The organism is Hymenobacter sp. 5317J-9 (genome assembly GCF_022921075.1).
Classification (GTDB): Bacteria; Bacteroidota; Bacteroidia; order Cytophagales; family Hymenobacteraceae; genus Hymenobacter.
On record NZ_CP095050.1, the window covers coordinates 4,220,794 to 4,246,324 of the forward strand.

The 25,531-nt window shown below is 60.3% G+C and carries 24 protein-coding genes; 2 read left to right on the plus strand and 22 right to left on the minus strand.

Going from position 1 to position 25,531, the window contains the following annotated elements; translation table 11 throughout:
• The first annotated feature begins 77 nt into the window (after nt 1-77).
• Nucleotides 78-1,331, plus strand: coding sequence for a tol-pal system protein YbgF (locus MUN81_RS17710; protein ID WP_245112856.1), 1,254 nt, complete (start codon nt 78-80; stop codon nt 1,329-1,331).
• 1 nt (nt 1,332) lies between these two features.
• Nucleotides 1,333-2,703, plus strand: coding sequence for a hypothetical protein (locus MUN81_RS17715; protein ID WP_245112858.1), 1,371 nt, complete (start codon nt 1,333-1,335; stop codon nt 2,701-2,703).
• On the opposite strand, the gene MUN81_RS17720 is transcribed toward MUN81_RS17715, so the two are convergent.
• From MUN81_RS17720 to MUN81_RS17825, 22 genes are all read right to left on the minus strand, one after another.
• On the minus strand, nt 2,700-3,491 hold the full coding sequence (locus MUN81_RS17720; protein WP_245112860.1) for a formyl transferase: 792 nt from the start codon (nt 3,489-3,491) through the stop codon (nt 2,700-2,702). The two genes, MUN81_RS17715 and MUN81_RS17720, sit on opposite strands and share 4 nt — an antisense overlap.
• The gene (locus tag MUN81_RS17725; protein WP_245112867.1) at nt 3,488-4,510 is read right to left on the minus strand and encodes a polysaccharide deacetylase family protein; all 1,023 of its coding nucleotides are present in this window, start codon (nt 4,508-4,510) and stop codon (nt 3,488-3,490) included. The genes MUN81_RS17720 and MUN81_RS17725 overlap by 4 nt, the downstream gene beginning before the upstream one ends.
• Before the next feature lie 122 nt (nt 4,511-4,632).
• Nucleotides 4,633-5,823: a glycosyltransferase gene (locus MUN81_RS17730; RefSeq protein ID WP_245112869.1), complete on the minus strand. Its 1,191-nt coding sequence runs from the start codon at nt 5,821-5,823 to the stop codon at nt 4,633-4,635.
• A 58-nt stretch (nt 5,824-5,881) separates the two neighbouring features.
• A complete protein-coding gene (locus MUN81_RS17735; RefSeq protein WP_245112870.1) occupies nt 5,882-6,787 on the minus strand; it encodes a glycosyltransferase family 2 protein in 906 nt (301 codons plus the stop codon).
• 12 nt (nt 6,788-6,799) lie between these two features.
• Entirely contained in the window at nt 6,800-7,675 is an 876-nt protein-coding gene (locus MUN81_RS17740) for a hypothetical protein (protein ID WP_245112872.1), read from the minus strand.
• The gene (locus MUN81_RS17745) at nt 7,675-8,808 is read right to left on the minus strand and encodes a glycosyltransferase family 61 protein (RefSeq protein ID WP_245112874.1); all 1,134 of its coding nucleotides are present in this window, start codon (nt 8,806-8,808) and stop codon (nt 7,675-7,677) included. Before MUN81_RS17745 ends, MUN81_RS17740 begins: the two co-directional genes overlap by 1 nt.
• 2 nt (nt 8,809-8,810) lie before the next feature.
• Nucleotides 8,811-10,202 (minus strand): oligosaccharide flippase family protein, encoded by a 1,392-nt coding sequence (locus MUN81_RS17750; protein WP_245112875.1) that lies wholly within the window; start codon nt 10,200-10,202, stop codon nt 8,811-8,813.
• A 100-nt stretch (nt 10,203-10,302) separates the two neighbouring features.
• Entirely contained in the window at nt 10,303-11,427 is a 1,125-nt protein-coding gene (gene gmd / locus MUN81_RS17755; protein WP_245112877.1) for a GDP-mannose 4,6-dehydratase, read from the minus strand.
• A gap of 36 nt (nt 11,428-11,463) precedes the next feature.
• The gene (locus MUN81_RS17760; RefSeq protein ID WP_245112879.1) at nt 11,464-12,468 is read right to left on the minus strand and encodes a glycosyltransferase family A protein; all 1,005 of its coding nucleotides are present in this window, start codon (nt 12,466-12,468) and stop codon (nt 11,464-11,466) included.
• A gap of 45 nt (nt 12,469-12,513) precedes the next feature.
• Complete coding sequence (locus MUN81_RS17765) at nt 12,514-13,083, minus strand: hypothetical protein (protein WP_245112881.1); 570 nt, start codon at nt 13,081-13,083, stop codon at nt 12,514-12,516.
• Nucleotides 13,084-13,102: 19 nt separating this feature from the next.
• On the minus strand, nt 13,103-14,035 hold the full coding sequence (locus MUN81_RS17770; RefSeq protein ID WP_245112883.1) for an NAD-dependent epimerase/dehydratase family protein: 933 nt from the start codon (nt 14,033-14,035) through the stop codon (nt 13,103-13,105).
• Between the two features lie 5 nt (nt 14,036-14,040).
• Nucleotides 14,041-15,198 carry a DegT/DnrJ/EryC1/StrS family aminotransferase gene (locus MUN81_RS17775; protein WP_245112885.1) on the minus strand — a complete coding sequence of 386 codons (1,158 nt, stop codon included), beginning with the start codon at nt 15,196-15,198 and terminating at the stop codon, nt 14,041-14,043.
• Nucleotides 15,199-15,383: 185 nt separating this feature from the next.
• The gene (locus MUN81_RS17780; protein ID WP_245112886.1) at nt 15,384-16,784 is read right to left on the minus strand and encodes an oligosaccharide flippase family protein; all 1,401 of its coding nucleotides are present in this window, start codon (nt 16,782-16,784) and stop codon (nt 15,384-15,386) included.
• A gap of 16 nt (nt 16,785-16,800) precedes the next feature.
• Nucleotides 16,801-17,808, minus strand: coding sequence for a glycosyltransferase (locus MUN81_RS17785; RefSeq protein WP_245112888.1), 1,008 nt, complete (start codon nt 17,806-17,808; stop codon nt 16,801-16,803).
• Nucleotides 17,809-18,033: 225 nt separating this feature from the next.
• Nucleotides 18,034-18,978, minus strand: coding sequence for a GDP-L-fucose synthase (locus MUN81_RS17790; protein ID WP_245112890.1), 945 nt, complete (start codon nt 18,976-18,978; stop codon nt 18,034-18,036).
• Nucleotides 18,979-19,016: 38 nt separating this feature from the next.
• Nucleotides 19,017-20,030 carry a glycosyltransferase family 2 protein gene (locus MUN81_RS17795; RefSeq protein WP_245112891.1) on the minus strand — a complete coding sequence of 338 codons (1,014 nt, stop codon included), beginning with the start codon at nt 20,028-20,030 and terminating at the stop codon, nt 19,017-19,019.
• 8 nt (nt 20,031-20,038) lie between these two features.
• Nucleotides 20,039-21,037: an STELLO glycosyltransferase family protein gene (locus tag MUN81_RS17800; protein ID WP_245112893.1), complete on the minus strand. Its 999-nt coding sequence runs from the start codon at nt 21,035-21,037 to the stop codon at nt 20,039-20,041.
• A 107-nt stretch (nt 21,038-21,144) separates the two neighbouring features.
• Nucleotides 21,145-21,411 carry a hypothetical protein gene (locus MUN81_RS17805; RefSeq protein ID WP_245112895.1) on the minus strand — a complete coding sequence of 89 codons (267 nt, stop codon included), beginning with the start codon at nt 21,409-21,411 and terminating at the stop codon, nt 21,145-21,147.
• Complete coding sequence (locus tag MUN81_RS17810; protein ID WP_245112897.1) at nt 21,384-22,235, minus strand: hypothetical protein; 852 nt, start codon at nt 22,233-22,235, stop codon at nt 21,384-21,386. The genes MUN81_RS17805 and MUN81_RS17810 overlap by 28 nt, the downstream gene beginning before the upstream one ends.
• Nucleotides 22,236-22,366: 131 nt before the next feature.
• Nucleotides 22,367-23,332 (minus strand): glycosyltransferase, encoded by a 966-nt coding sequence (locus MUN81_RS17815; RefSeq protein WP_245112899.1) that lies wholly within the window; start codon nt 23,330-23,332, stop codon nt 22,367-22,369.
• Between the two features lie 50 nt (nt 23,333-23,382).
• Nucleotides 23,383-24,519 carry an acyltransferase gene (locus MUN81_RS17820; RefSeq protein WP_245112906.1) on the minus strand — a complete coding sequence of 379 codons (1,137 nt, stop codon included), beginning with the start codon at nt 24,517-24,519 and terminating at the stop codon, nt 23,383-23,385.
• Nucleotides 24,520-24,685: 166 nt separating this feature from the next.
• A complete protein-coding gene (locus tag MUN81_RS17825; protein WP_245112908.1) occupies nt 24,686-25,465 on the minus strand; it encodes a hypothetical protein in 780 nt (259 codons plus the stop codon).
• Nucleotides 25,466-25,531 lie beyond the last annotated feature (66 nt).

Genomic DNA, 25,531 nt, shown 5'->3' on the forward strand with positions numbered 1-25,531 from the left:
CGTACTTTAGCAGGCCCGTTTCCCCTGGCCCGTTTTTCGATGGGCCGCGGCTCAGGTCCGCTCTCTACTCGCTTTCTATGCTGCGCTCGCTGTTTTGTATCTGCCTGGGGCTGCTTTTGGCGCCGCTGCTGGCCAAGGCCCAAAAGACCGATACAATCCGCACCCCCCCGCCCATCAAAACGGTGGCCCTCGACACGGTGGGCATCTTGCCGTCGGCCATCGACACCAAGGGCTGGCTGCTGCTCGACAAGGACATCCAGCTCGAGCTCGACGGGGCGGTGCATAACATCTACAATTTCAAGTACGACCGGGCTGAAAAGCAGTTCCGCTCCCTGCGGCGGCGCTACCCCAACCACCCCATGCCGTACTTCCTGCTGGGGCTGAGCACGTGGTGGAAAATCATGCCCACCAACTTCCAGACCAACCAGTACGACAAGACCTTCTTTGCCTACATGGACACAGCCGTGACCAAGGCCCAGAAGCTCTACGACGCCGATAACAACAACTACGAAGCCAGCTTCTTCCTCTCGGCTGCCTACGGCTTCGACGCCCGCCTGCACGCCGAGCGCCACGACTGGCGCAAGGCTACCGTGGGTGCCCGTCGCTCGCTCAACTTCCTCAAAAAGAGCCAGGAAGCCAACGGCCTAAGCCCCGAGTTTCAGTTTGGGCAGGCGCTGTTCAACTACTACGCCGTCTGGATTCCGGACAACTACCCGCTGCTGAAGCCCGTGCTGCTGTTCTTCCCGAAGGGCGACAAAAAGCTGGGCATGCAGCAGCTGCGCAGCGTGGCCAACAACGGTTTCTACACCGCCACCGAAGCGCGGGTATTCCTCATGCGCATCCTCAAAAACGAGGAAAACAACGCCGAGGAAGCCATGCCCGTGGCCCGCTACCTGGCCACTACTTTCCCCGACAACGGCTACTTCCAGCGCTTTTACGCCCTGCTGGCCTACGACCAGGGCGAGTTTGCCGACTGCGAGCGGGTGAGCCGCGAAATTCTGGACAAAATCAACAAAGGCATGCCCGGTTACGAGGGCATCAGCGGACGCTACGCCAGCTATTTCCTGGGCTACCTGATGCAAAACCGCTACCGCGACCTGGCCAAGGCCAAGGATTATTACCAGCGGTGCATCGTGTTTGCCGAGAGCACCGGCGACACTTCCGGCGGGTTTTATTTGTTCGCCAACATGAACCTGGCCCGGCTGGCCGTGCGCGACAAAGACACGGCCGCCGCCAAGCGCTACTACGCCGTGATTGCCGACAAAGCCGACCACAAGTCGGAGCAATACAAGGAGGCCAAAGCGTGGCTGAAAAAGAACGGAAAGGCCTGATATGCTTAGTTTACAAGACTTATTTCTTACGCCGATATTCCTGGCCATCTTTTACGTGGTGGCCTATGCTATTCGGGACAAATTCACCAACGTTTACACCCGCCCGTATTTCATTCGGGCCCTCACGCTCAAGTTCATTGGCGCCATAGCGCTGGGCTTGATTTACGAATACTACTACGGCGGGGGCGACACCACGGGCTATTGGCGGCACGCCTCCTACATCCAGAATGCGTTTCACGATTCCTTTCAGGCGGGCCTGAAGTTGATGCTGACAAGCGGGGGCACCTACGACCCTCAAACGGTGAAGTACACCCTGCCGATGTACTGGTATCAGGCGGGCTCGTCGGAATACCTCATCGTGCGCATCACGGCGTTCTTCGGGCTGTTTTGTGGCAACACCTACACGGTCATTGCCTTGTTTTTTGCCTTCATCAGCTTTAGCGGAGTGTGGGCGATGTATCTCACCTTCATCAAGATACGCCCCCAACTGTATAAGGAATTGGCCATTGCCACGCTGTTTGTGCCTTCGGTTTTTTTCTGGGGTTCGGGGCTCATGAAAGACTCGCTGTGCATCGGGGCACTGGGCTGGGTCTTCTACTGCTTTTACAAGGGCACCATTCAGAAGCGCAGCTTGCTGTTTTGTGCCGTAATGGGCTTTTTCTTCGCCTACTTCATCGTGCTGGTGAAAGTGTACATTCTGCTGTGCTTCCTGCCCGCGGCTTTGCTGTGGGTGTTCAACGAAAACAGCGCCCGCATCAAGAGTCCCTTGCTGCGCGTCATGGCCAAGCCCGTTTTGCTGAGTATAGGCGCGGGGCTGGCCTTCTTTGCCGCAACCAACCTGACCAAAGGCGATGACCGTTACGACCTCGACAAAGTGGGCGAACGCAGCAAAATCGTTTCGGAATACCTCTACGAAACGAGCATTAAGCAAAACGGCTCGGCCTACACGTTGGGCGAGCAGGACGGCACCATCGGCGGCATGATGAAGCTGGTGCCGCAGGCCATTGTGGTGTCCTTGTACCGTCCCTTTCTGTGGGAAGTAAAGAACCCGGTGATGCTCCTGTCGGCCATCGAAGCTCTTGTGTTTCTGATTTTTACCCTGCGCATCATCATTCGCTCGGGCTTTTTCAAAACCTTGTCGCTTGTTATCAGCACGCCGTCGCTCACGCTGTGCTTTTTGTTCGCCTTCGCCTTCTCGGCCACAGTAGGCGTCGTGTCGAACAACTTCGGTACCCTGGTGCGCTACAAAATCCCGATGATGCCCTTTTACTTGGCGGGTTTGTACATCACGCAAAGCATGAGTGTGCCCCGCCGCCGGTCAGCCGCCGTGGCTCAGGCCCAGAAGTCCGGGGGCCGCTTGGTACCCGCTTAGCGCACGCCGGTCCGGCGCCGGTTGGCCCAATACTCGCCCAGCGTGGGGTGCGACCACAGCCGCGAAGTGCCCTCGGGCGCGGGCCGCAGCTGAATGTTGCCACGTAAGGCGGCCCGCACGGCGTCTTTCAGCAGGGGCATGCCAGCAATGAGTTGGTGCAGCGGATAGGTAGCAAAATTGTCTTCGGGGCCGGGCTGAATGAGGGCCTGCGCAATGATGCCGCCGGTGTCGATGCCGGCATCGACTAAGTGCACCGACACGCCGCAGTGCGCCGCGTCGTTGTTGGCCAGCGCCCAATAGCCGCCGTGCACGCCCCGGTACAGCGGCGTGATGCCGGCGTGGGTATTCAGGAACGGGCAGGGCACGCTGGTAAGCACCCGCTTGGCAATGATGCGCGTGCCGTTTACCACCACCACGTCGGGGTTGAGGTCTTGCAGCTGCGCGATGCAGGCCGGGTCGTTCACCGAAGCCACCCGAATGGTGCGGTCTTCGGGCAGCGGCTGGTCGTTGAGCTGGTGTGCTTGCTTCAGCGCCGTGAGGCGCGGCTGCGAAGACCGGCCCAGCGGCCCGGCCACGGCCAGCTTGAAGGCAATCTGGCCCAGCACGGTGCCCCAGCCCAGCTTCTCGGCCCGGCGCTTGAGCAGTTGCTTCTGGCTCACGGGCGTTTCGACGATGATGCGGTGCACGCCGAACTCGGCATCCAGGGCGTGAAACAGGATGTTGGTGGACTCGCCGGGGCCGGCCAGCATCACGATTTTCTTACCGGCAAATTCAGGGGCAGCGCTCATGCGGCGGGGGGGTTAGAATACGATTGAAGGCGGTCGGCCACTTCGCCCATGCTCAGGCTCTCGAAGCCAAAGCGGGCCTGCAGGCGCCGAAAGTGCTGGGCAATGCTGCGCAGTACGTCCATGTTTTCGGCCAGGTTCACCCCAAAATTATGCGGGTGCCACCACAGATGGAACACCTCCCCGTGCTTAGCGGCATGTTCCATACCCGCCAGAATGCGGCGCAGGCGCAAGCCTTCCAGCACCTTAAGCCGCCCCGACCACGGCCGCAAAAAGCGGCTGGCGGGCACGTTGTACGGGAAGCTGCGGGCCATATCGGCCCAGCGCGCCGTGTGCTGGCCCGATAGGTTGACATAAGCGTCGAGCAGGCGCGCGCCGCGCTTGTACAGCGCCTGCTGCTCCTCGCTGCGCTCCTTGTATATCCACGACTGCTCGTTGCCGCGGTAGCTGGTGATGCCCACCACGCGGCAGGTTTCGAGGTATTCGGCGTTGTACTGGTTGCGCGGAAACACCAGGCTGCGCAAGGCCATGCCCTGCTCAGCTCCTACGCGCACAGCAGTTTCGATGTCGTGCCGGAAGGTTTCCACCGTCTGGCCGCGCTCTAGGCAGTAGTAGTGGCAGAAGGTGTGCGAGGCCATTTCCTGCCCCGGCGTGGCGTGGATTTGCCGAATGAGCGAGCGGCCGAAATGGTAGGGGTCGTGGGCTTCGTCCTCTCCTACCTGGTCGAGCGCGAGGTAGGGCGACAGGTTGGGGTCGGCGTACTCAGGGCGCACGGCCGGCAGGTGGGCCAGCATTTCCGCTTTGGTGTCGAAGAAGAGCAGGCCCACCGTGGCCCAGGTCACGTGGAGGCCAAATTCGGCAAACAGCGCGAGCATGGCCGGGATGGCCTCGCGCACGCCTAGCAGGTTGGGGCCGTACTGGGCCAGCGTTTGCTGGTCGCGCACGCCCCAGTTGATTTCAAAATCAAGCGAAATGACCAGCGCGCCGGGCATAGCCGAGGCTGGAGAAGGGGAACTAGACATGAAGCAAGCTTGGCAACGGTACAGCAGCACAGGCCGCTGCCTGTGGTTTAATCAAAATAAGCACACGAACAGCCCCGGGCCGGTATTCCCACCACGGTGCAGCCCGGCGCGGGCAGGCTTCCTTACCCAAAAAACGCGCGGTAAGCCTCACGGGCGCGCTCGGGAGAGCGGTGGCGCAACGCCAGGGCCGTGGCATCGGCCCGATGAGAAGGCTGGGCCAGTTGCTCCTCAATGCGGGCCAGGGCCGATGCCACACTGCCGGGCCGGGCCAGGTTGAAGGTGGCGCCGCTTCCTTCCTTCTCCACAATGCCGCTGTCGTCGCCCACGCCCTCAGCCAGCAGAATGGGCAGGCCGCTGGCCCAGTACTCCCCTATTTTGATGGGCGAAAGGCCCGGCGTGGGCCGCGAGAGCAAAAAGGCAAAGTCGGCGGCAGCCAGGTAGTTGGGCACTTCGGCGTGCGGCGCCCGCGTCACGAGGCAATGCGCCGGGTTCAGGCCAGCGGCGGCCAGGCGGGCGCGCACGCCCTCGGCCGGGTGCGCGGTGAGTACAATCAGCCGGAAACGGTCGCCAAAATGCGCCGCGGCCTGCGCGAAAATGGCAAAGCCTTCGTCTTCGTAATATATGCCACCAAACTTGCCCACATAGATGCCCACCACGGCGTCGTCGGCGTAGCCCAGCTGCTGGCGCTGCCGCACCCGGCGGGCCGCGTCGAAGCCAAAATCAGTCATGTTCACCGAGCACGGCACCGTCACCAGATGGTCCGCCGGCACGCCTTCGGCAATGAGCAGGCGGCGGTGGGCTTCGGCCACGGGCATGAGGCCGCGGGCGTGCTTCTTCTGCTGGCGCTCCAGGTAGGTCTGCACCAAATAGCGCGGGTCGTAGGGCTTCCATACGCCGCCGTTGCGCATGTATTCGGCGTGCGGCTCAAACGACTCCACGTAGAACGGCAGCCCGGTTTGGCGGGCCACCAGGTAAGCCAGCGCGCCGGCCGGCGCGCCCCGGGCCAGCATCACCGTGCTGCCTTCGGCCCGGGCCAGCTCGGCCAGCTCACGCGGAAAACGCAGGAAATCATCGGTCTTGTTCAGCAGCAACAGCTTGTGCGGCCGCGAGAGCAGCGGCTTGAAGCTGATTTTGGTGTTCGGGAACGGCAGCCGCAAGGTTAGGTCGGCTTGTGTTTCGGCGCCGCGCTCCACCGTGACCAGGGTAATGTGCTCCACGTCGTCGCGCTCCTGCAAAATGCGCAGGTGCGGGAAGATGGTTGAGATGGTGAGCGGCTCGTGCAGGCTCCAGTAACCGATAAAGAGAATACGCACGGGATGAATACATTAAATGAGAAAAAGCACCGCACGCAGCGGTTGCTACGGCGCGGCGCTAGCCAAGCACGCCTTTCAGGCGACCTATCACCTGCGGGCCCAGCAAGCTGCGCACCGCCAACGCCACGCCTTCACGGGCGGGCAGGCCCGGCCAGGCCCGCCGGGTGTAGCGCAGGGCCTGCCCGCGGTGCCCGTCAGCGTAGGCGTGAATGGCGCAGAGGTAGTATACCCGCCCCAGCAGCCGGCGGCGCTGCTCGCCGGTGAGCGTGAGGTGTTGCTGCATCCAGGCGCCAGCCAGTTCCAAGCGCCGGATAAGGCCTTGGTTGTCGGCGCGCATCGAACGGGTGTCGTGGTCGTTCATGGTCACCGTCAGCGCGTCGAGCAGCAACACGGTGTCGCGCTGGGTGTTTTGCAGCAAAAACAGCCAGTCCTCTACGGCGGCGTAGCGGCGGTCTTCCTCAAACAGGAAGAGGTCGGGGTTCAGGCGGCGGGCGGCGAAATTGCAGGCCAGCATGTTGCCGTCCACAAAGGCGTCGAGCCCGTAGCGGCCGGCTGGCACCGTGGCCACCGGGCTGGGGTGCAGCCGCCCTTCGCGGGAGAAATCGTAGCGCGTGGCAATGAAGTTGGGCGGCGGCGTGGCCGCCTGTATGCCGGCCCGCAACGTGCTCAGGTGGTTGGGGTGCAGCAAGTCGTCGGAATCCAGAAACAGCACGTACTCGCCCTGGGCGCGAGCCACGCCGTAGTTGCGGGCCGCCCCGCGCTCGGCGTTGGCCTTGGGCAAGTAGTGCAGACGGGGGTCGGTGTAGGCCTGCACCACGGCAGCGGTGTGGTCGGTGCTGCCATCGTCCACCACCAGCACTTCAAACTCGGCCAGGTCCTGGGCCAGTACCGAATCCAGGGTGGCGCCGATGAAGCCGGCCCGGTTGTAGGTGGGGATAATGACGCTGAAGTACGGGGTGCTCATATTGAAAATGGGCTAGGGCAGCAGCTTGAAGCGCGTTTTTAAATAATACAGCTCCAACGGACTGGAAAACACCTGCTTGTCGATGACGGCCATCAGCCCGGGGTGGCGGTCGTACTGGTGCACGATGTTGGCCCGGTGGCCTTGGCCATCAAGCAGATAGCCCTGCGCGTCGTGCTGAAAGGCGTGCTCGTGCCCCACTGTGAGAATGGGCGTGTTGTCGTTGAAGAGCTGGCGCACCGGCTGCAGCACGCCACTGTGCAGCAAGTCGTTGTGCACGGCTTGGTCGGCACAGCCGTAGGCGTCATTCAGGCCGCAAATGGCCGTGAGCAGGGTGTGCAGGTAGCGCTTAATCTGCGGCAGCGGCCCCAGCGTGGTGCCCGCGCAGCTCACAATGTGCTCGGACAGTTCGTTCAGCTTTTGCTCCCCGTAACCGGCCCGTATCCAGTCCGAATTGTAGGTGCAGGAACCAATGGTTTTCTCACGGCTTTCCATGGCCACGTAGAGCGACTGCTCAATGGGAAAGTCGAAGGGCTCTTTCTGGAACACGACATCGCGCACATCGGTCAGCAGCACATTTTCGAACTCATTCTCGTGCTTGAGGATGTAGTCGTAATACAGAAAGTGCCGGAAATTGTAGATGTGAATAGGGTCCGGCAGCTGCTTAAAATTATCCGGGTGCGGGTTGCTGATGTAGGGAAATTTCGGCGTGTAGGGAATCGTTTCCACGCCCATGCGTTGCAGCTTGCTGATGGTATGCGCGCCCGTGTTGGGTCCCACAAACAAGCACATCTTTCCCTTGAAGCCACTTTTAAACAACGACTTGAAGAACCGCGACAGGTGAAAGAAATTATAATTGTCGCTGATGCTGAGAATAAGGTTCGGCTTCATTAGAAATCAGAAGGAAATATGTTGGCAAAAACGCGCTGCAAGGCTGCGTACTCCACTTCCAAGTCGGAATTGTTGGCCTGCCAGTGGTCTTCGCCGCTGGTGCCTTGGCACGGCAGGCAGTAATAGCTCAGCTGCAGGGCGTTGGCCAGGTAATAGTAGCAGGGGTTGAATACTTCCGCATGGGTGCTGCGGTTCATGAGTTCCACCACGGTGGCGCCGGGCCGCATAAACAGCATGTTGGTGAGGTTGGCGCCGTGCACGCCCACCAGCACGGTGGTTTCCGTCATCAGGCGCACCTGCTCGGCAAAGCTGAGCTCTTCGAAATACAACGTTTCAAAACCATACTGCGTCAGTAAGGGTTCGATGGCAGTTTCGTTGAGGAGGCGGCGCAGGCGCTGCCGGCTGCGCGAAACGTACACCCGCCGCTGCCCGGCAAACCCGGCAATGCCGAGGGCTTCCATCACACGGTTGCGCGAGGCCAAGCTCAGGCTGCCGTCCTGAAAACCGGACGGCGCCGGATAGTCGGGCATGGCCAGCTCGGGCACGCGGGCCACGGCGCCGGCCGGCAGCGGCACCAAGCGCTCGAACCCGAACATGGCCGCCGTTTGCCGTACGTAGGCCGGAATGGGCTCGGGCACCAGCAGCGGGCAGCCGGGGTGCGTGCGCTGCAGCAGGTGCAGGCGCGGCAGGGTGTCCACCAGCCAGTGGTAGTAGTTGCCGGCGGCCCAGGGGCCGTGCGCCAGGCCCACTACTTCGGCGGTGGCCACGTCGTGGCGGCGGCCCAGCCATTGGCGCAGCAGAAAGGTGCCGTCGAACTCCGGCGGCAGGCGGGGCGTGGCCCACACGCTGGGCAAAAACAGTCGCAGGTGCTGAAACACCACGCCGTGCCACGACACCACCGCGCGGTGCAGCCGGTGCACCCGCCGCTCGGCCAGGGCAATGCCGTGGCCAAACAAGGCCCGGAAGTCGGCGGGCAGCTGGTCGGCGTTGCGCGGCAGCGGCACGGGCTGGGCCGGCACGGCGGGCAGCAGCGCGGGGCCATCGGCCGCCGTCCAGGAGCCCCGCAAGCCGCCCAGCGCACGGATGCCGCCGTCGGACACCTGTTTGGCAAGCCGGTAGATGCGTGCTTTCATCCTTACGCCATGAAGTGCTGAACGCCCATGCGCCCCAGGTAGAGCACCGCCAGCAGGCCGGCAAAATACGCCACTTGCTCGATGGCTATGCGCCAGGAGCGCACGCCCATGGTGGCCAGCAGCACGTACGAGTTCAACGCCGTCAGCACCAGACTCACAGCGCTATAAGCCCCAACGGCGTAGAGAAACCCGTGGCTCTGCACCACAAAATAGACCGCAGCAAAGCGCGCCACCAACAGCACGATGTTGAAAATCAAATCGTAGAGCTGTTTGTGCACGATGGTGTACACCGACACGAAGATGTAGTAGTTGATGCGGAAGGCGTAGTAGCAGGCCAGCAGGCAGGCCACTGCCCCAGCCACCTGCCACTGCGCGCCGAATACGGTCGGGAAAATAACATCTCCGAGAATGGCCGCCCCCGCAAACGGAATGGCCAGCCCCAGAAATATTTTGCGGAAATAGCCAGCGCAGAATTTTCCGAGCTGGTCTACGCCGCCGTCGTGATAGGCCTGCACCGAGTCGCGCATTACCACCGGCGACAAGGCGCCGCCCAGCAGCGAAACGGGCAATTCCAGCATGCTCGACGCAAAGGCAAACGACCCCACCTCGGCCGATGTACTGAACTTCTTGAACAGCAGAATGGGCAGCTGCGACGACACAATGTTCAGGTACGTGGAGGGCAGCACCTGAATGGGAAAGCGCCGGAAGAAAAACGCCGTTTTCCAGAGGCGCCGCAACGGGGCCGGCACCGTGAGCTGCCGGGTAATGCGCAGCGGCAGGCGCACCAGCACCACGCCCACCGCCACGAGGCGGTTGAGCATGTCGCCCAGAATGAAACCGATGGGCGACGGGCCAAACCACAGCGCGTGCGCAATGGTGTAGCCTTTGCCCGAAAGGTTGGCGCTGACATCGGCCACGGCCCGCACGGAGTACTTGTTCTCGCGAATGCACAAGGACTGCAAACACGACGACAGCACCGACACGACCAGTAGGAAGGGAATCCAGTACACCATGTTGCCGATGCTGTGGATGTCAAAGAACGACAAGATGCTGTCTTCAAACAGCCACAGCAGCCCCAAAAAACCCACCGAAACCAGCGTGCTCAGCCACAGCGTGAGCTGGGCCAGCGCCGCAAACCGGTCGTTGCGCTTGGGCAGCAGCAGGGCCCCCAGGTAGTTCAGGCTCGACACAATGGACAGGTTGCCCAGCAAAATGCTGAACACCGCGTACTCGCCGTAGTCGGTGGGCCGGTACAGGCGCGAAATTACCGGCGAGAGCAGCATGCCCGCCGCCGTGATGGCCGCCGACCCCGAGAAACCAATCACCGCTTTGCGAAAAACGGGGTTGCTGAAAAACCCCGTTATTTTCGCAAAGGGAGAAGATACTGTAGGCATCAGATGTGATTATGCCGGTTGGCGCCCGGCGGTTCAGCAAGTTGCGCGCAGAAACAGCGCCCCATACGCGGCGAACTTGAGTGCCCGGGCGCCTGCCGGTTTACTGGTGCTGTTCGTGCTGGTAGTTCACCTTGTGGCCGCCTTTCAGCAGGTAGGCGTCGCGCTTGAACAGCTCCATGTCGGCCTGCACCATGTCCTGCACCAGAGCGGCCAGGTCGTATTTCGGCTCCCATCCCAGTTTGGCTTTGCACTTAGCCGGGTCACCGATAAGCAGTTCCACTTCCGTGGGGCGGAAATAGTTGGGGTCGACACGGCACACGATGCTGCCGACCCGGGCCTGGTACTCGGGCATGGAGCACGACACCACGCGGCCCACTTCGTCGACGCCCTCGCCTTCGAAGGCCACTTCCACGCCCACTTCGGCAAAGGCCAGGCGCACGAACTCGCGCACGGTAGTCGTCACACCCGTGGCGATAACGAAATCCTCGGGCTCGTCCTGCTGCAGGATGCGCCACATGGCTTCCACGTAATCCTTGGCGTGGCCCCAGTCGCGCTTGGCGTCGAGGTTGCCCAGGGCAATGTCCTGGCGCATGCCCAGCACAATCTGCGCTACGCCGCGGGTGATTTTGCGGGTCACGAAGGTTTCGCCGCGCAGGGGGCTCTCGTGGTTGAACAGGATGCCGTTGCAGGCAAACATGCCGTAAGCCTCGCGGTAGTTCACCGTAATCCAGTAGCCGTAGAGCTTGGCCACGGCGTAGGGCGAGCGCGGGTAAAAGGGCGTGGTCTCGCTCTGGGGCACCTGCTGCACCAGGCCGTAAAGCTCCGAGGTGCTGGCCTGGTAAATCTTGGTTTTCTTGGTCAGGCCCAGCAGGCGCACGGCTTCCAGAATACGCAGCGTGCCCACGCCGTCCACATCGGCCACGTACTCGGGGGCATCAAACGACACCTTCACGTGCGACATGGCGCCGAGGTTATAAATCTCGTCGGGCTGCACTTCCTGGATGATGCGAATCAGGTTGGTCGAATCCGTGAGGTCGCCGTAGTGGTTCGTCAGGCGCGGGTTTTTGTTGCCGTGGTCATCGGTGATGAGGTGGTCGATGCGGTCGGTGTTAAACAGCGAGGAGCGCCGCTTCACGCCGTGCACGGCATACCCTTTCTCGAGCAAAAACTCCGTTAGGTACGCACCGTCCTGGCCCGTGATGCCCGTGATTAATGCAACTTTCATAGTCGGTTTACTAGTAAAGCATTGCGGCCCAAGGGCCTAGCTCAATGCTTTGGTCAATTGATTATTTTTAAAAAGAAACTCGGTAGGGTGCGCCGCGTTGTAGTCCGCCATCAAACGGTCGGCCACATCAAAAGCCGTTGCCAGGCGCGCCGCGTCGTCGAGCGGCGCGGGGCCGGGCACGTAGCCGGTGGGCATCGTGGTGTTGCCCATGTATTGGGGACGCTTCAGCAGGTCGTATAAAACACGCTTGGCCGGACGCAGCGGCTTTTTCAACATTTCGAGCCAGCCCGACTGGTGGCGCACAAAGTCCTTGAACGTGTGGCCGATGCGCTTATCGTAGTAGAACTTCATCCGGGACGACTCCAGGGTGCTGGCGTTGGCGCCCTTGCCCTGGTTCATTACCCGAAAGTTGCTTTGGGGATTTTCCAGCCGCACGCTGAGCATGGCCGTACTCCAGGCCATGTTTATGTTCAGGCTGGTGATGCGGTAGGTAAACTCCGTATCGACCTGCACCACGCCCGTGTGAAAGAGGCCGGTCAAGGCCAGCGACTCGCGCCGAATCAGCAAGGGCAGGCCAATCATCCACACCACTTCCTGCTGGGTCAGCCAGCGCTTAAAGTTGTCGGCCACGTCATCGTAGAGGATGGCCGTATCCAGCTTTTCCAAGTGAATCAGACCGGTATTGCCCGTAAGCACGTCTACCTCCGGATTTGCCAGCATGAACGCCTTGGCTTCCCGAATGGCCGGGTAGGAAAAGGCGTCGTCGTCGGTGATGAGCTTCAGCAGGGTGCCCCGGGCCCGCAGCATGGCTTTGTTGAAGCCGTGGGCCTCGCCCTTGTCCCGCTCGGAGACGTATTGCTGAATCAGCCCCGCGTCGAACAAGCCCTGCAGGTACTCGGGCGTGCCGTCCTTGCTGCCGCCATCCGCAACCACAATTTCCTCGTCGGGCTGCCGGGCCGCCACCAGGCGTTCCACTACCTGTTTCAGGTACGGAAGCTTGTTGTAGGTGGTCAGAACGTAAGAGAGCGAGTAATCGGGCATTGGTTGAAGAAGTAGCAGTAATCGTTGGGGTCGCCGCGCCGCGGCTTAGTAGCCGAGGCGCTTGGCGTATTCCAGCATTTTTTCGCGCGGGCGCACTTTCACGGGGCGGGCAGGCACGCCCACGTACACCGTCCAGGGCTCCGTGTCTTTGGTCACCAGCGAGCAGGCGCCTATCACGCTTCCCTCCCCTATCGTCACGTTGGGCATCACCACCACGTTGGTGCCGAGGCCGGAAAAGCGCGAACACCGGATGGTGCCAAAATCCACGGTATCGCGGAACTCCTCCGGCGCGGTCACGCTGGTGAAGCCGTCGCCCATGAAACGGTCGGAGCCGCAGATAAGCCGGCTGCCGGCGGCAATGGTCACGAAATCTTCCACAATCAGCGTGCTCTGCGCCCCGCCGATGATGGTGAGGTAGGGCGACAGGTGCACGTAATCGCCAATCTCGGCGGCCGTGGTGAGGTACACGCCCGAATCGATGGCCACGTGGCTGCCCACGCGCACCAGGTGCGGCCGGCGGATTTCCACGTTGGCACTGATGAACACGTCGTCGCCGCAGCTCAGGAGCTGAGCGGTGTCGTATTGTGCCGATTGCAGCGGGGCGGAAGAGGCCATGCGGGTTGCGTGCTTGCGGTTAGTAAGGGAAAACGGACTCGTAGTATTTCACCGTTTCGGCAATGCCTTCCTCGAAGGGCGTGAAGCGGAATTCGGGAAATACCTGGCGGAATTTGGCGTCGTCCATCACCTTTTTGGGTGCGCCGTCGGGCCGGGAAGCATCCCAGGCCAAATGCCCGCCGTACTCAAAGCGGCTTTGAATAATGGCCACCAGCTCTTTCACGCTCAAACCGTCGTTTTGGGCAAGGTTGGTGGGCTGCTCCAGGCCCGGGCGGTCGGGGTTTTGCAGCACTTCGCACACCAGGCGGCCGAAGTCGGGGGCATACAGCCACTCACGAATGGCCACCCCGGTTCCCCAGATGGGCAGTTCGGGCTGGTTGGTGCGCACGGCCTTCACAAACTTGGAAATCAGCGCATTCAGCGCATGGGCTTTGTTGGGGTCGGTCGAGTCGAAGGGGCCGTACATGTTGGGCGTGAGCAAATGAATGCTGCGCACGCCGTATTGCAGCTCAAAGCACTCGCCCACCGCCCACAGCAGCCGGCGGCTGGTGCCGTAGCTCAGCACCGAGCGGTGCACCTCCCCGTGCTGCCACTCTTCTTCGCGGAAGATGTCGGCCGTGGCCGGGTAAGCGCAGTTGGCAATCGGGTTGATGACCAACGCCTGGGGGCACTCCTGCGCCACGGCTTCGTAGAGACCCAAAATCATGCGCGAGTTATCGGCTACCACGGTGGCGGCCTTCTCGGTCACGTAATTGAGGCTGCCCACGTGCGCGGCGCAGTTCACGATGTGCGTCGGCTGGTGCTCGCGCATAAACGCCGCCGCTGCGGCCGCATCCCGCAAATCGAGCCCGTGGTGCAACGAGGCCCCAACAAATGGGATGTTGTTCTCGCGCAGCGCATTGGCCACGTTACGGCCCGCGAAGCCACTGGCTCCGAGCAAAATTACTTTCATGGGCATTACCATCCCTGTCGAATTACGTCCACGATGTACGCAGCTTGCTCGCTGGTGAGGGCGTCGTGCAGAGGAATGTGGATTTGGGTGTCATCGAAGCGACGCTGCTGCGTCAGCTCCGGGCGTTTGCCGCCAAAAAGTGTGTTGTTGTCGATGCCGTCGTGCACCACCGAGGCCGCCACGCCTTTGCTTTTTAAAGCGCGAATGAACTCCAGGCGATTCTCGACGTGGAAGCCGAACAGCCAATGGGCGCTTTCGCGGTCGGCGGCGTGCACAAAATGCGTCAGGCCCGGTACGGCCTGCAAGCCGGTGCGGTACTGCTCCACCAGAGCGCGGCGGGCCGCCATGCGCTCGGCAAAGCCGTCGAGGTTGGCCAGCCCCAGGGCCGCGGCGTAATCCGACAGGTGGTATTTGAAGCCGACGTCGGTGAGGTCGTATTCACGCTCCCCCACTTCGTTCACCGGCGAGTTGGCGCGGTCGATACCAAACCAGCGGCGCCGGAAAACCTCGCGGGCTTTTTCCGGGTCGCGGGCGCACAGGGCGCCGCCGTCGCCGGTGGTCAGGTGTTTGATGGCCTGAAACGAGAAGCAGGTATAATCCGAAATGCTGCCAATGGCCTGACCCCGATAGGTAGCGCCGGGCGCGTGGGCCGCGTCTTCAATCACGACCAAGCCGTGCTCTTTGGCAATGGCGTGAATCTCGGCCATGTCGCAGGGGTAGCCGCCCCAGTGCACGGCCATAATGGCTTTGGTGCGCGGCGTGATGCGGTGGGCAATATCGGCCGGGTCGATGTTGCCGTTTTCGTAGTGAATGTCGGCAAAAACCGGCTTGGCGCCCACCTGCACAACCGTAATCGCCGAGGCAATGAACGTTTGCGGAGACAGTATTACCTCGTCGCCGGGGCCCACGCCCGCCACTTCCAGGGCGAGGTGCAGGGCGCTGGTGCCCGAGTTGAGGGCCGCCGGATGCAGCATGCCCAGCTCAGCGCTGAGACGGGCCTCAAACTCTTTCACCAGCTTGCCTTCGCTGAGGAAGGTGCTGGCTAAAACCGCCCCCACCCGCTGCGAAGCCGATGGATGCACAAAGGTGGTAAACAACGGAATGAAGCCGCCAGGAGGAAGTGCTACGCCCGTGCCAACGGGAGCTGCTGAAATATCGGCCATACTGTTAAGCGCAGGGAATACAAAGGCAAAGTTAATCCCTCACGTCCGAATGCTAAGCTTTAGATTGAGGAAGGCCCTCTACGCAGGGAGGGCGGCGCAGGGTTGGGCGCCATTGCCAACGGCACCCCATGTATTTCACCAGCAGCACGTTATTCGAGACACCACCCCGTCGCTGGAGCGTTGGCTCAGGCGGCGTGCAAGCCGGGAAATAGCTGTTCGATGCCCAGGCGCATTCCCTTCAGCAGGGCCAGGGTGATGCCCAGCAGCAGAATGGTGCGCAGCGCAATGCGCACCACGGGCAAGCCCAGCAGGTGCAGAATGTGCATGTCGATGAGAAAGATGCACACCAGGCTGCCTACCCCAAACAGCAGCAGCGCCAGGTCCACGTTGTGTAGGTACACGCCCACGGCCAGGCCGGCGGCGCGCGTGAGCAGCAGCAGCAGGTTGGTCAGCAGCAGGTAGCGCTGCTTGCTCAGCACCGTGTAGAGGTTGCCGGTGGCCTGCGAGGTGAGCTTGAAGATGTAATAGTAGCCCAGGTAGCCGGTGAACACCCCGGCCATTTCCCAGCGGGCGCCAAACGCGAATTTGAAAATCCAGTCCCCAAACACCGTGATGAGGCCCAGCGGCACGATGCCGACGTAGAGCAGCTTGTTGTAAATATTGAGCGTAAGCTCCCGCAAGCGGGGCAGGTCGGTGTGAAACAGCTCGGACGCTTTCTGGTAGAATACCGGGGCAATGGCCGAGCCCGTGAGCCCCACCGGAATTTCGAGCAGCGTCACCGAAAACGAGTACAGCCCCACCACCGTAGCCCCAAACCCACTGGTGAGAAAGAAAATGGGCAGCTGCGCCGACAGCGTGTTGACGTAGGTTCCCGGAAGGGTGTACAGCGGGAACTCCCGGAAATCATAAGCGGCCTTCCGGACGCGCGCCCAGGAAAACGTGCGCCGCAGCTCATCCCACTCGCGGTACACGCCGCTGCGCAACAGCGCCACGAACGTGGTGAGTTTGCTGAACAAGTCGCCCACCACCAGGCCACTGGGGTGGCCATGTGTAAACACGCCAAATCCGATGGTAAAGCCTCTCCCGACTACCGAAGTCACGACATCAACCCCGGCGCGCGTGCGAAACTCCTTCGTGCGTGTGTACCAGGAACTGAGCAGCAGCGACAGATTATAGAACAATAACAGAAACGGCAGCACGTAAAACCACCGCCCCAAAGCCTGCACGTCGAGCCACACCGTAATCAAAGGCCCAAACAGCAGCAGCACCAAGCTAACCAGCACAAACGAACCCACAGCCAACACGCCCGAAAGCTGCATTAGCGACATGGCTTCGTCTTTCGTTTTGGGCAATGGCACCGCGCTTTGGTAGGTGAGCGTGGTGAGCAGCGTCAGGTTGCTGACGGCGGCATTGAGCACCGCCATTTGTCCATACGACGCCGGCGGATAGATGCGCGTCATGATAGGCGTAAGCAAAAAGCCCAACGCCGTGACAGCTGCCGACCCGGAAAGGGCCACAACAAAGTTTTGCGCAAATGAGCCTTTCTGACGCAGCGGCTGCGTCAGTAAAGCAATTTTTTTCAACATTTCAATAGCTTATAATTTACTCTACCACGCAGCCAAGGGCTTGGTATTGAGCTTTGCGGCGTTCGGCCCAGCGCAACCATTCGATATAGGTAGCACGCTCATCGGCCGCGGCGTCCAGCAGGGGCTTGAAGTGAGCGGGTGCGAAATCAGCCGGGAAGTTATTATATGAATCTAAGTCGCCGCGAAGCCACGCTTCGTTCAAAATATAGCTGAGGACCAAAGGGTCCAGATTAATATCCGGATAGGTGTTCGTCGCTGAGCTGGTGTGCGAGTCGCGGGTGTATTCTTCCACCGTCTTCCCTACCCGGCTGCCCCGCGTGCGGTGGTACTTCACAGCGGCCCGCAATGGGTTGGCTTCGTTGAGCTTGGTTTGGTCACGAGTCCAGAGCGCCAGCCAATAGTCGCGACGGAAGAACGCCGACGCCATGGTCTGAAAGGTGTACAGAGGCAGCCACAACTCGAAATCGTTGTAAAACTTAAAAAAGCCCAGCCGATACAATACCGACCGCACCTTGAAATCATTCAGAAAAATAGTACGTGTAGCAAGCGGAATTTTAGGTATAATCTCCTCCACGCCAGCTCCCAAAGGGACGGGGCGGCCCGAGTTCAAGCGGGGGTTGCTGTACCAGAAAAGCTTTACCAATTCGAGTTGATGGGTTACCATCACCTCATCAATAGCCACCATGTCCAGCTCTTTGGTCAACCAGATGTCATCTTCCAACAGGAGAAAACGCTCTGTGGCATCGGCAATGCCGTCCATCCAAAAGCCAATGGGAATAATTTTCTGGTCGAAGGGGCGAGTGCCAGCTACGTGAGCCGCTAAGGCCTTCACCTTTGCCTCGTAGTGGGGAGAGCGAATAATCAGTACTTCCGGATACCGTTCTTTTATGCGGGCCAAGTACTCTGGCGGGGTGCCATCGTCCAGAATCCGTATTTGAAAATCGCCTCGCACGTACTGATAAATGCTGCGTAGGCAACGGTCAAGATAAAATGCCCGATTAAACGACTTAACGACGATATCCATTGGTCAAGGAAATCTGATTAAAGCTAAACAGGCTGTTTCGGTAGGTTTGAGCGCGTGATTTTATTCTCAAAAACTCTATGCAACGAGCTCCACGCATCCAACACCCGCCTTTGCTGAATAACCTACATTATATAACAGCCTACTAAAACGCCCTTTCAATAAGGCGACGCAAACGAAGTATTTGGAAAGACCCCCGACCCTCATTGGTCTGTGATGATTCCTACATTATCGAATGACGGCTGCCTCCGGGCGCGCGGCATACTCTTCATACACCGCCCGCAGGCCTTCGGCCAGCCCAATGTGGTACCGCCAGCCCAGGCCAGCCAACTTGCTCACGTCCATGAGCTTGCGCGGCGTGCCGTCGGGCATGGAAGCGTCGAAGCGCAGGGCGCCAGTGTATCCCACGGTTTGGGCCACCATTTCGGCCAGCTCCCGGATGCTGAGGTCTTCGCCGGTGCCCACATTCACCAGCTCGGCACCGCTGTAGTTGTGCATCAGGTGGAGGCAGGCATCGGCCAGGTCGTCGACGTGCAGAAACTCGCGGCGCGGGTTGCCCGAGCCCCACACCTGCACCTCCGGCGCGTTGGCTTCCTTGGCCTCGTGAAACTTGCGGATGAGCGCCGGCAGCACGTGCGAGTTGTTCAGGTCGTAGTTGTCGTTGGGGCCGTACAGGTTGGTGGGCATCACCGAGATGAAATCGCAGCCGTACTGCGCGCGGTAGGCTTCGCAGAGCTTGATGCCCGTGATTTTAGCCACGGCGTAGGGCTCGTTGGTGTACTCCAGCGGGCCCGTGAGCAGGGCGTCTTCGCGCAGGGGCTGGGGTGCCAGCTTGGGGTACACGCACGACGAGCCCAGCATCAGCAGCTTCTTCACGCCGTGCAGGTGGCTCTGATGCACCACGTTGGCCTCAATCATAAGGTTGTCGTAGATAAATTCGGCGCGGTATAAGTTGTTGGCGTTGATGCCGCCCACCTTGGCCGCGGCCAGCACCACAAAGTCCGGCTTCTCTGCTTCAAAAAAACGCGCCACCTCGGCCTGATTGCGCAGGTCGAGCTCGCTCGAAGCGCGGGTAACGATGTTCTGGTAGCCGGCTTTGGTCAGGCGACGCACCATGGCCGAGCCCACCATGCCGCGGTGGCCAGCCACGTAGATTTTTGCGTTCTTTTCCATTATGGTCATAGCGTTGTCCGCCCGTGTCACAGGCTCGGTCAGGTAAGGGAGGAAGTGGCAGGTCGGGCATCGGCGGCGGGTTCTTTCCACCAGTCCAGGTTCACGGAAGCATTGGGCGACGTGGCCAGGCTGGGCCGCATGGCCTTGAGCAACCCAGTAGGAACCACCTTCCTCACCAACGGGTTCACGCTGGCGCCCAGAATCATGCGGCGGGTGCGCGGGCTGTAGCTCAGCAGGCCGGGCAGCTTGCGGAAGGCAATGGGCCGGGCGGCGCGCATGTCGCGCTTGCCGGTCCAGTTGATTTCCCAGTAGGTGTAGAGGTTGCGGCGCTCCTCGTCGCTGAGGCGGAATTTCTGGCCGTAGCGGGGCTCCTGCTCGCACAGCTCCACCATTTTCACCAGGTTGGGGTACCACTTGTCGCTGGTGGTGGTGCGCTGGTCGGGGTGCAGTTGGTACACGGCCAGCATGTCGGATATGTAGCGGCCCGGCGCCAGGTGGGCCACGCGGTACCACTGGTCAATATCGGCGCACATATCCACTTCGCGCCGCATGCCGCCGGTTTCCTCAAAAAAGGTGCGCTTGACAAAGGTGGCGTGCTGCGGCGGCACGTTTCCGAACAAAATGGAATGCGGCGTGATGTCGCCCACCGGGCTGCTGCTACTCACGATGTTGCCCTGCAGGTCGATGGCGTACTCGCCGCCCGAAATGAAGCTAGCCTCGGGGTAGTGCTGAAACGCGGCGGCCATGGCCCGGAACGCGCCCGGCAGGTAGTAGTCGTCGGAGCTCTGAATGGCCAGAATCTCGCCCGTGGCCCGGGCCACGCCCTTGGTCACGGCGTCGACGAAGCCCTTGTCGCGCGCCGACCACCAGATGAGGCGGTCGCCGTACTTTTTGAGCACGTCCACGGTTTCGTCGGTCGAGCCGCCGTCCGATACAATGACTTCGACCGTGCCGGGGTAGTCCTGCTTGAAAATGCTGAGCAGGGTGCGGTCGATGAACCGGCCCTGGTTCCAGGACGGGATGACGATGGAAATGGAAGGAAACGCCTGCATGAGCGGAATTACTTGGTCAATGCCGCCACGTCGGCCAGCCACAGCTCCAGCAACTTAATCTCCTGAGCCGTCACGATGTTTTCGGTGGCCAGCTCGGCGTAGGCGCGGCGCAGGTTTTCGGCCACGGTGTTGGCCGGGTCGATGGCGCGCTTCACGGCCGCAATCACGCGGTTGGGGTGCAGGTAGCAGGGAATTTCCGACTCGAAATCCTTCACGTAGTCGTGCGGGTTGCGCTCCTGCAGCACCGTGGCCTCGGTGAAGCCCAGGCGGTAGCCGTGCGCCCACATGATGGGCTGGGCCACGAGGCCACGCAGGATGTCGGTGAAGCGGAAAGTGACGTAAGCCGGCAGGTAGAGCAGCGGAAACAGCTCCTGGCGCACGGCCGTGTTCTGCGAGTTGAAAGGGCAGAGCGTGCCTTCGGGCAGCACAATGGGCGCGCGCTTATCGAAGAAAATCTCGGTATTGTCGACCAGGCGGTAAATGGCGTCCACGTCCGGGTCGGAGTCGGCCAGGCCCTGCCAGAAACCGATTTTGGCGGTTTCGGCCGTCAGCTCGCTTTCCTTCAGGTTGTGGTCGGTGTTCAGAATCAGGTCCAGCGGGTAGCCGCGGGGCCAGATGTGGTGGCTGGTGAAGTTCTTGTAGATATTCACGAAGCCCTTGTCGGCCGGGGCCGTGTCGAACTGGCCCTCAAACGCCGGAAACACCCAGCCGTCGTAGGGAATGTTGTCGTCGTCGGTATCCACGATGACCGTGGCGCCCGCCTGGATGGCGTGTAGGTAGCCAATCATTTTGCGGCCGTAGTGGTTGAACGGCAGCTTTTCGCTCATGCGGAAGCCCTGGGCTTCCTGGTCGGCCACGGACAAGTAGTGCACGCCGTCGGCCTGCCAGTCGGCGGGCGATTTCTTGTCGCCGGCCACCACAAGCTGGTATTCGGGCATGGCCGCAATTTTGGTCACGGCCTTGGTGGGCGCGAAAATGGAAGTAATGACTACGTGGGTTTTCGACATAAAAAAGCAGCAAAAAGAGGCACCGAAACGCCCGCCCGCTGGGCCGGATGCGGGGATGCGGGTCCGGCAAAGGTACGTCAACCTGAGCCGTTGGCCGTTGCTCGGTACTATAAAGCCATACGGTCGAGCAGTGCAGCGAAGCTGGCCGCGTAGGCAGGACGGGTGTGGTGAGCAGCTGCAAAAGCCTGGGCCTCAGCCGAACGGCGAGCCAGCTCAGCATCGGGCCATGCCAGCATGGTGCGCACGTGTTCACGGATGGCCTCGATGATGGCATCGGGCTCTTGGCTAGTGATTTCGAAGCCTAGATGGGCCGCCCGCACCGTGGCGGTTTGCGTCGCGATGGGAATCAGGCCGAAGTGCAGCAATTGGGCCACGGCCCCCCCCCACCCTCGGAAGCGCTGGGATATACAGCGCCAATGCAATTGTTGGCTAGTTTGGCAAAAGCCGGTTTGCCCACGTCGACCCACCCCAGGTAATGCAAATTGGGATGCGCGTCGAGCAACGGTTTGAGCCACTGCCACAGGCGCGGCTCTCGCTCGATGCCGCCGGCAATGTAAAGATGCGCCTCGGGTAAGGCGCAAAACGCCTCTACGGCCAAATCTAGGCCCTTAAGCACGGCACCACCGCTGCCCAGCCACAGAAAGTTGGCCCGGGCGGCCGGCACGTCTTTGGGCTCGTGGGCAGGCACGGCGGCCACCGAAATGTCCAGTTGGTGGCGTTCGGGGCGGGTACTGTATAGCAGGCCCTGGAACGGCGTACCCAACAGCGTGATGTAATCGGCGTACTCGTCGGAGAAGCTGACACGCGTTTGGCGCTCGGGTCGCACCCAGATGCCGGTGCGGTCGCGAAAGGCTTTGATACGCGTCATCTCGGCCAGGTTCTGGAAAGCCCAGTGGTTTTCGGTGCAGTAAAACACCTTCTTGACAGGCAATTCCGGCGGGCATTCGGCTAGTCGGTCGCTTTGCACAAACGCGGCCGCATAACGAGACCAGTCGATGGGCTCCGGGCAAAACACGTCGTAGAAATCGACCACATAGCCGCGTTCGTTCAATTGCCGCACCATCTCAGCAATCTCCCAATACATGGAATGCTCGTTGAGCATGGGCGCGCTCTGCAGCTTCCCCGCCACGTAGTAGGGCATGGCATGAATGACGTAGACCACCAGCGCGCGCGGTGCTTCCGGCCCCAGCTGGCCCAAACCAATGTCGCGGATGGAACCGCCGCCGGGGGCACAAAAAGCCGGTCGGCCGTTTGGCGAAGTGCCTGGGCGAGGCGGAAGCGAATTCCCCGAATGGTTGGCATAATCTGAACTAGGAGCTACTTAAAACTTTAGTGGCTTGCGGATGGGCCCTTACCCGCTAGCCGCTTGATGATACCAAAAGTACTTGTCACAGCGCTGGCTGGCACACCTAGCTGCGCGGCCAGCAACAGCGCCAAACCCCGAAGATGACGGTGTTGCTGCCAGCTTCGGCGCAGCCATGTCACGCTGTGGGGGCTGCCCAGCAGGTACAGCTGCTCGGATAGTTCGCGCAGGTGGCGGGCAATAATGGCGTCGCCCTCAACACTTACGCCCACGTGCTTTTGCAGCAGGCGCAGGCTGCTGTCGATGATGACTGCCTTGCGGCGGTGCAGCACCGAATTGCCATGTACGCGGTATTGGCATGTCACCTCCGGCAGGTATTGAAACTCAAATTCGCGGGAGAGACGAAGCCACATGTCCCAGTCTTCGTAGGCCAGGTTTTCATCAAACGGACCGACGCGGTCGATGCACTCGCGGCGGATTAGTACCGTCATAGCGCCCAAAAAATTGGTTTTGAGCATTTCCAGCCACACGTTGCCGGAAAACGGCCGGATTTCGCCCGTGGCATAGACCGACGGCACAATGACTTTGCCCTCCGCATTAATTTTGCACACGTCGCTGAACACCACGCCAACGGAGGCCGGAGCTTCTTCCAGCAAAGCAACTTGGGCAGTCAGCTTGTTGGGAAGAAACAGGTCGTCGGACCCGATGATGGATATATAGGCACCCGATGCTTCAGCCAGAAACCTGTTGAAGGTAAAGCAAATGCCCCGATTGGGATTATTCACTAACAGGCGACCTTTTACTTCGGGATGCGCGCGCAACCAATCGGTAATTAGCGCGGCCGAGTTGTCGGTCGACGCATCGTCTACCACTATCAACTCCCAGTGCGGGTAGGTCTGCTTGCGGATGCTGTCGAGCGTTTCGATTACGTAAGCGGCATTGTTAAATGATGCCACGCCGATGCTAACCAGCGGCAAGCTTTTTTCCTTCATAGGTATCATTGAAAATGGCAGGAAGAACCGCCAAGGCCGCTAAGCTTGCGCTAGCGAAAGGTTAATTTCTTGCGGATGAACTCATTGATGGGTTCTTCCATGAATTTGTAGAGCAGAATGGCTACCCCATTGAGTGCCAGAAACTGCCCGATATAAGAGGGCGGCAATACATGCTCAAGCCACAAACTGATGGCTCCTACGTGAATCAGGTAGAAAACGTAGGAGCTTTTGCCCAACAACTGCATGGGTGCCGATGCCAGCCCACGACGCATGGCACCCTGCTCCGTCAGTAGCCCATAAAAGAACAGCAAGATGGCCACTGCCAAGAACACGTTGTTGATTACAACACGAGGAAAGGTTTCCTGAAAAGACACGAGTAGCGCAACGCCCACAAGAATTAGAATGGCCCCTATGCCAGTAAATACTCCACGTTTGCGGATGGGCAATGGCGCAGCCTTCAGCAGTAGCGCCAGGAATATTCCGCCCAGGAATTCGAAGCACCGTCCGAAAAAGGTGTAAGACCACATGAATTTATAAGTACCCATTACCCCCAGCATGGGCCGGTACTCAAAAACTTTCACAAACAACAAACCCATAATGGCGAAAACGGGCAGCAATAGCCACAGCCGCTTTTTGTCTACCGCGGCCCACCATAAAATGAAAGGAGCCAAGAAATAGAAGGTTTCCTCAACGGTCAGGGACCACCCCTGTGCGACTCCCGAAAACTTAATAACATCGGAGAATCCCCGCAAAAACGTCACGTTGAGCCCCAATATCAGCAACGCCTCTTTTGTGCTGGTGAAAGCATTGAAGGGACCGACGTACGGCGAATGGTGGTCGTAGAACCACAGCCCGAACACCAAAACGGTGAGCAGGAAATACATGGGATAGATACGCGCAAATCGATTACGGAAGTAGGTGAAAAACCACCGACTGCTGAATTCGATGCGGTTGAGGTAACGATAAGCAATGAGAAAGCCGCTGAGGCAAAAGAACACGGTTACGCCAATGTGCAACTCCCGGCATTTCGCAAAAGCGTAATAACCTAACGTGTTTTTTTCGAGGCTAAAACTGGTAAACGGATTAAAATGGTGCAGATACACCATATAGGCCGCAATGGCACGTATCCCAGTTAGTGCCGGAAAATAGCCAGCCGACTGGCCCGTGGCCGCAAGGGACGGCGCCATTTGAACAGAGGATTGAGTAAGAGAATTGGCCACAGAGCCCGATTTATAATTAACTAAGTAAGAGTTTTAAGCAGATATCGTCTCGCTTTTGGCTAGCATGTAAAAGGACATGTCCAACTACTGACCACCATTTGCAGACGCGCTACATATTTGACCCAATAGTGTCTTACGTTCCGTGGCAGGCCAGAACGTGGGTGGTGCTGCCCAGCCGAAAGCCTAGTTTCTCACAAGTGCGGAAAACGGCTTTGTTCGTCGCCTGTGTGGTCATCAGCACATACGGGAACCCCAGCGTGGCAGCACGGCGCACGGTTTCGCTCACCAGCTTTAGGTGCCAGCCTCGGTTGAGCGGCCCCACGGCGGTAAGCAACACCCGTGAGGCGCTACTGCCCGGCAAATCGGCCGGAGCCGGCGCGTCGCCAATGGCCAGAAAGGAATCGACGAGCAGGCCTGGCTCGTCAGGCACCAGCACCGCATCCGCGTAGGTACCGGCTACGGCCGCCGCCGCGTACCGGGCCAGAAAGGCATCGGCCCGCGCGTCGCCAAACCACGGGTCGGCGTGAAATCGGTCGTAGGGGTTGCGGGCCGACGCCGAAATCTGCCCAACAAAATCGGCCTCGTCTGGCCGGGCCAAGCGCACGGGAAATGGCGCCGGCAATGTGGCCTCGGCCACCGGACAGTAAAAATTGAGCCGGGTCTCTATCAACTGCCAGCCGCCGCTAGTGAGAGCTTGCAATAGGCGCGTGTCTTCGGCAGGCACCACGCTAAAGGCGTAATAAGACCCGCGCTGGGCTAGCTGGTGGCGAAACGCCTGCGCGGCCTGCGCAAGCCGATGAACAGGCTGCGCGGCATCGAAGAGGCCCGTGGCCAGCCGGTAGGTGGTTGTGCCAAAGTACTCGCTGTCCCACTCAAGGCGCTGCAGCAGCCACTGACCCATATCATCGGGCATGGCTATTACTTCTTCACCGGGCTGATAACCAAACTTTAAGGCGTTACCAGTTCCAAAGCGCGCCTG

Coding starts and splice junctions, on each gene's coding strand:
- MUN81_RS17710 (WP_245112856.1), top strand. CDS start 78: ATGCTGCGCTCGCTGTTTTGTATCTGCCTGGGGCTGCTTTTGGCGCCG.
- MUN81_RS17715 (WP_245112858.1), top strand. CDS start 1,333: ATGCTTAGTTTACAAGACTTATTTCTTACGCCGATATTCCTGGCCATC.
- MUN81_RS17720 (WP_245112860.1), bottom strand. CDS start 3,491: ATGAGCGCTGCCCCTGAATTTGCCGGTAAGAAAATCGTGATGCTGGCC.
- MUN81_RS17725 (WP_245112867.1), bottom strand. CDS start 4,510: ATGTCTAGTTCCCCTTCTCCAGCCTCGGCTATGCCCGGCGCGCTGGTC.
- MUN81_RS17735 (WP_245112870.1), bottom strand. CDS start 6,787: ATGAGCACCCCGTACTTCAGCGTCATTATCCCCACCTACAACCGGGCC.
- MUN81_RS17740 (WP_245112872.1), bottom strand. CDS start 7,675: ATGAAGCCGAACCTTATTCTCAGCATCAGCGACAATTATAATTTCTTT.
- MUN81_RS17745 (WP_245112874.1), bottom strand. CDS start 8,808: ATGAAAGCACGCATCTACCGGCTTGCCAAACAGGTGTCCGACGGCGGC.
- MUN81_RS17750 (WP_245112875.1), bottom strand. CDS start 10,202: ATGCCTACAGTATCTTCTCCCTTTGCGAAAATAACGGGGTTTTTCAGC.
- gmd (WP_245112877.1), bottom strand. CDS start 11,427: ATGAAAGTTGCATTAATCACGGGCATCACGGGCCAGGACGGTGCGTAC.
- MUN81_RS17760 (WP_245112879.1), bottom strand. CDS start 12,468: ATGCCCGATTACTCGCTCTCTTACGTTCTGACCACCTACAACAAGCTT.
- MUN81_RS17765 (WP_245112881.1), bottom strand. CDS start 13,083: ATGGCCTCTTCCGCCCCGCTGCAATCGGCACAATACGACACCGCTCAG.
- MUN81_RS17770 (WP_245112883.1), bottom strand. CDS start 14,035: ATGAAAGTAATTTTGCTCGGAGCCAGTGGCTTCGCGGGCCGTAACGTG.
- MUN81_RS17775 (WP_245112885.1), bottom strand. CDS start 15,198: ATGGCCGATATTTCAGCAGCTCCCGTTGGCACGGGCGTAGCACTTCCT.
- MUN81_RS17780 (WP_245112886.1), bottom strand. CDS start 16,784: ATGTTGAAAAAAATTGCTTTACTGACGCAGCCGCTGCGTCAGAAAGGC.
- MUN81_RS17785 (WP_245112888.1), bottom strand. CDS start 17,808: ATGGATATCGTCGTTAAGTCGTTTAATCGGGCATTTTATCTTGACCGT.
- MUN81_RS17790 (WP_245112890.1), bottom strand. CDS start 18,978: ATGGAAAAGAACGCAAAAATCTACGTGGCTGGCCACCGCGGCATGGTG.
- MUN81_RS17795 (WP_245112891.1), bottom strand. CDS start 20,030: ATGCAGGCGTTTCCTTCCATTTCCATCGTCATCCCGTCCTGGAACCAG.
- MUN81_RS17800 (WP_245112893.1), bottom strand. CDS start 21,037: ATGTCGAAAACCCACGTAGTCATTACTTCCATTTTCGCGCCCACCAAG.
- MUN81_RS17815 (WP_245112899.1), bottom strand. CDS start 23,332: ATGAAGGAAAAAAGCTTGCCGCTGGTTAGCATCGGCGTGGCATCATTT.
- MUN81_RS17820 (WP_245112906.1), bottom strand. CDS start 24,519: ATGGCGCCGTCCCTTGCGGCCACGGGCCAGTCGGCTGGCTATTTTCCG.
- MUN81_RS17825 (WP_245112908.1), bottom strand. CDS start 25,465: ATGCCCGATGATATGGGTCAGTGGCTGCTGCAGCGCCTTGAGTGGGAC.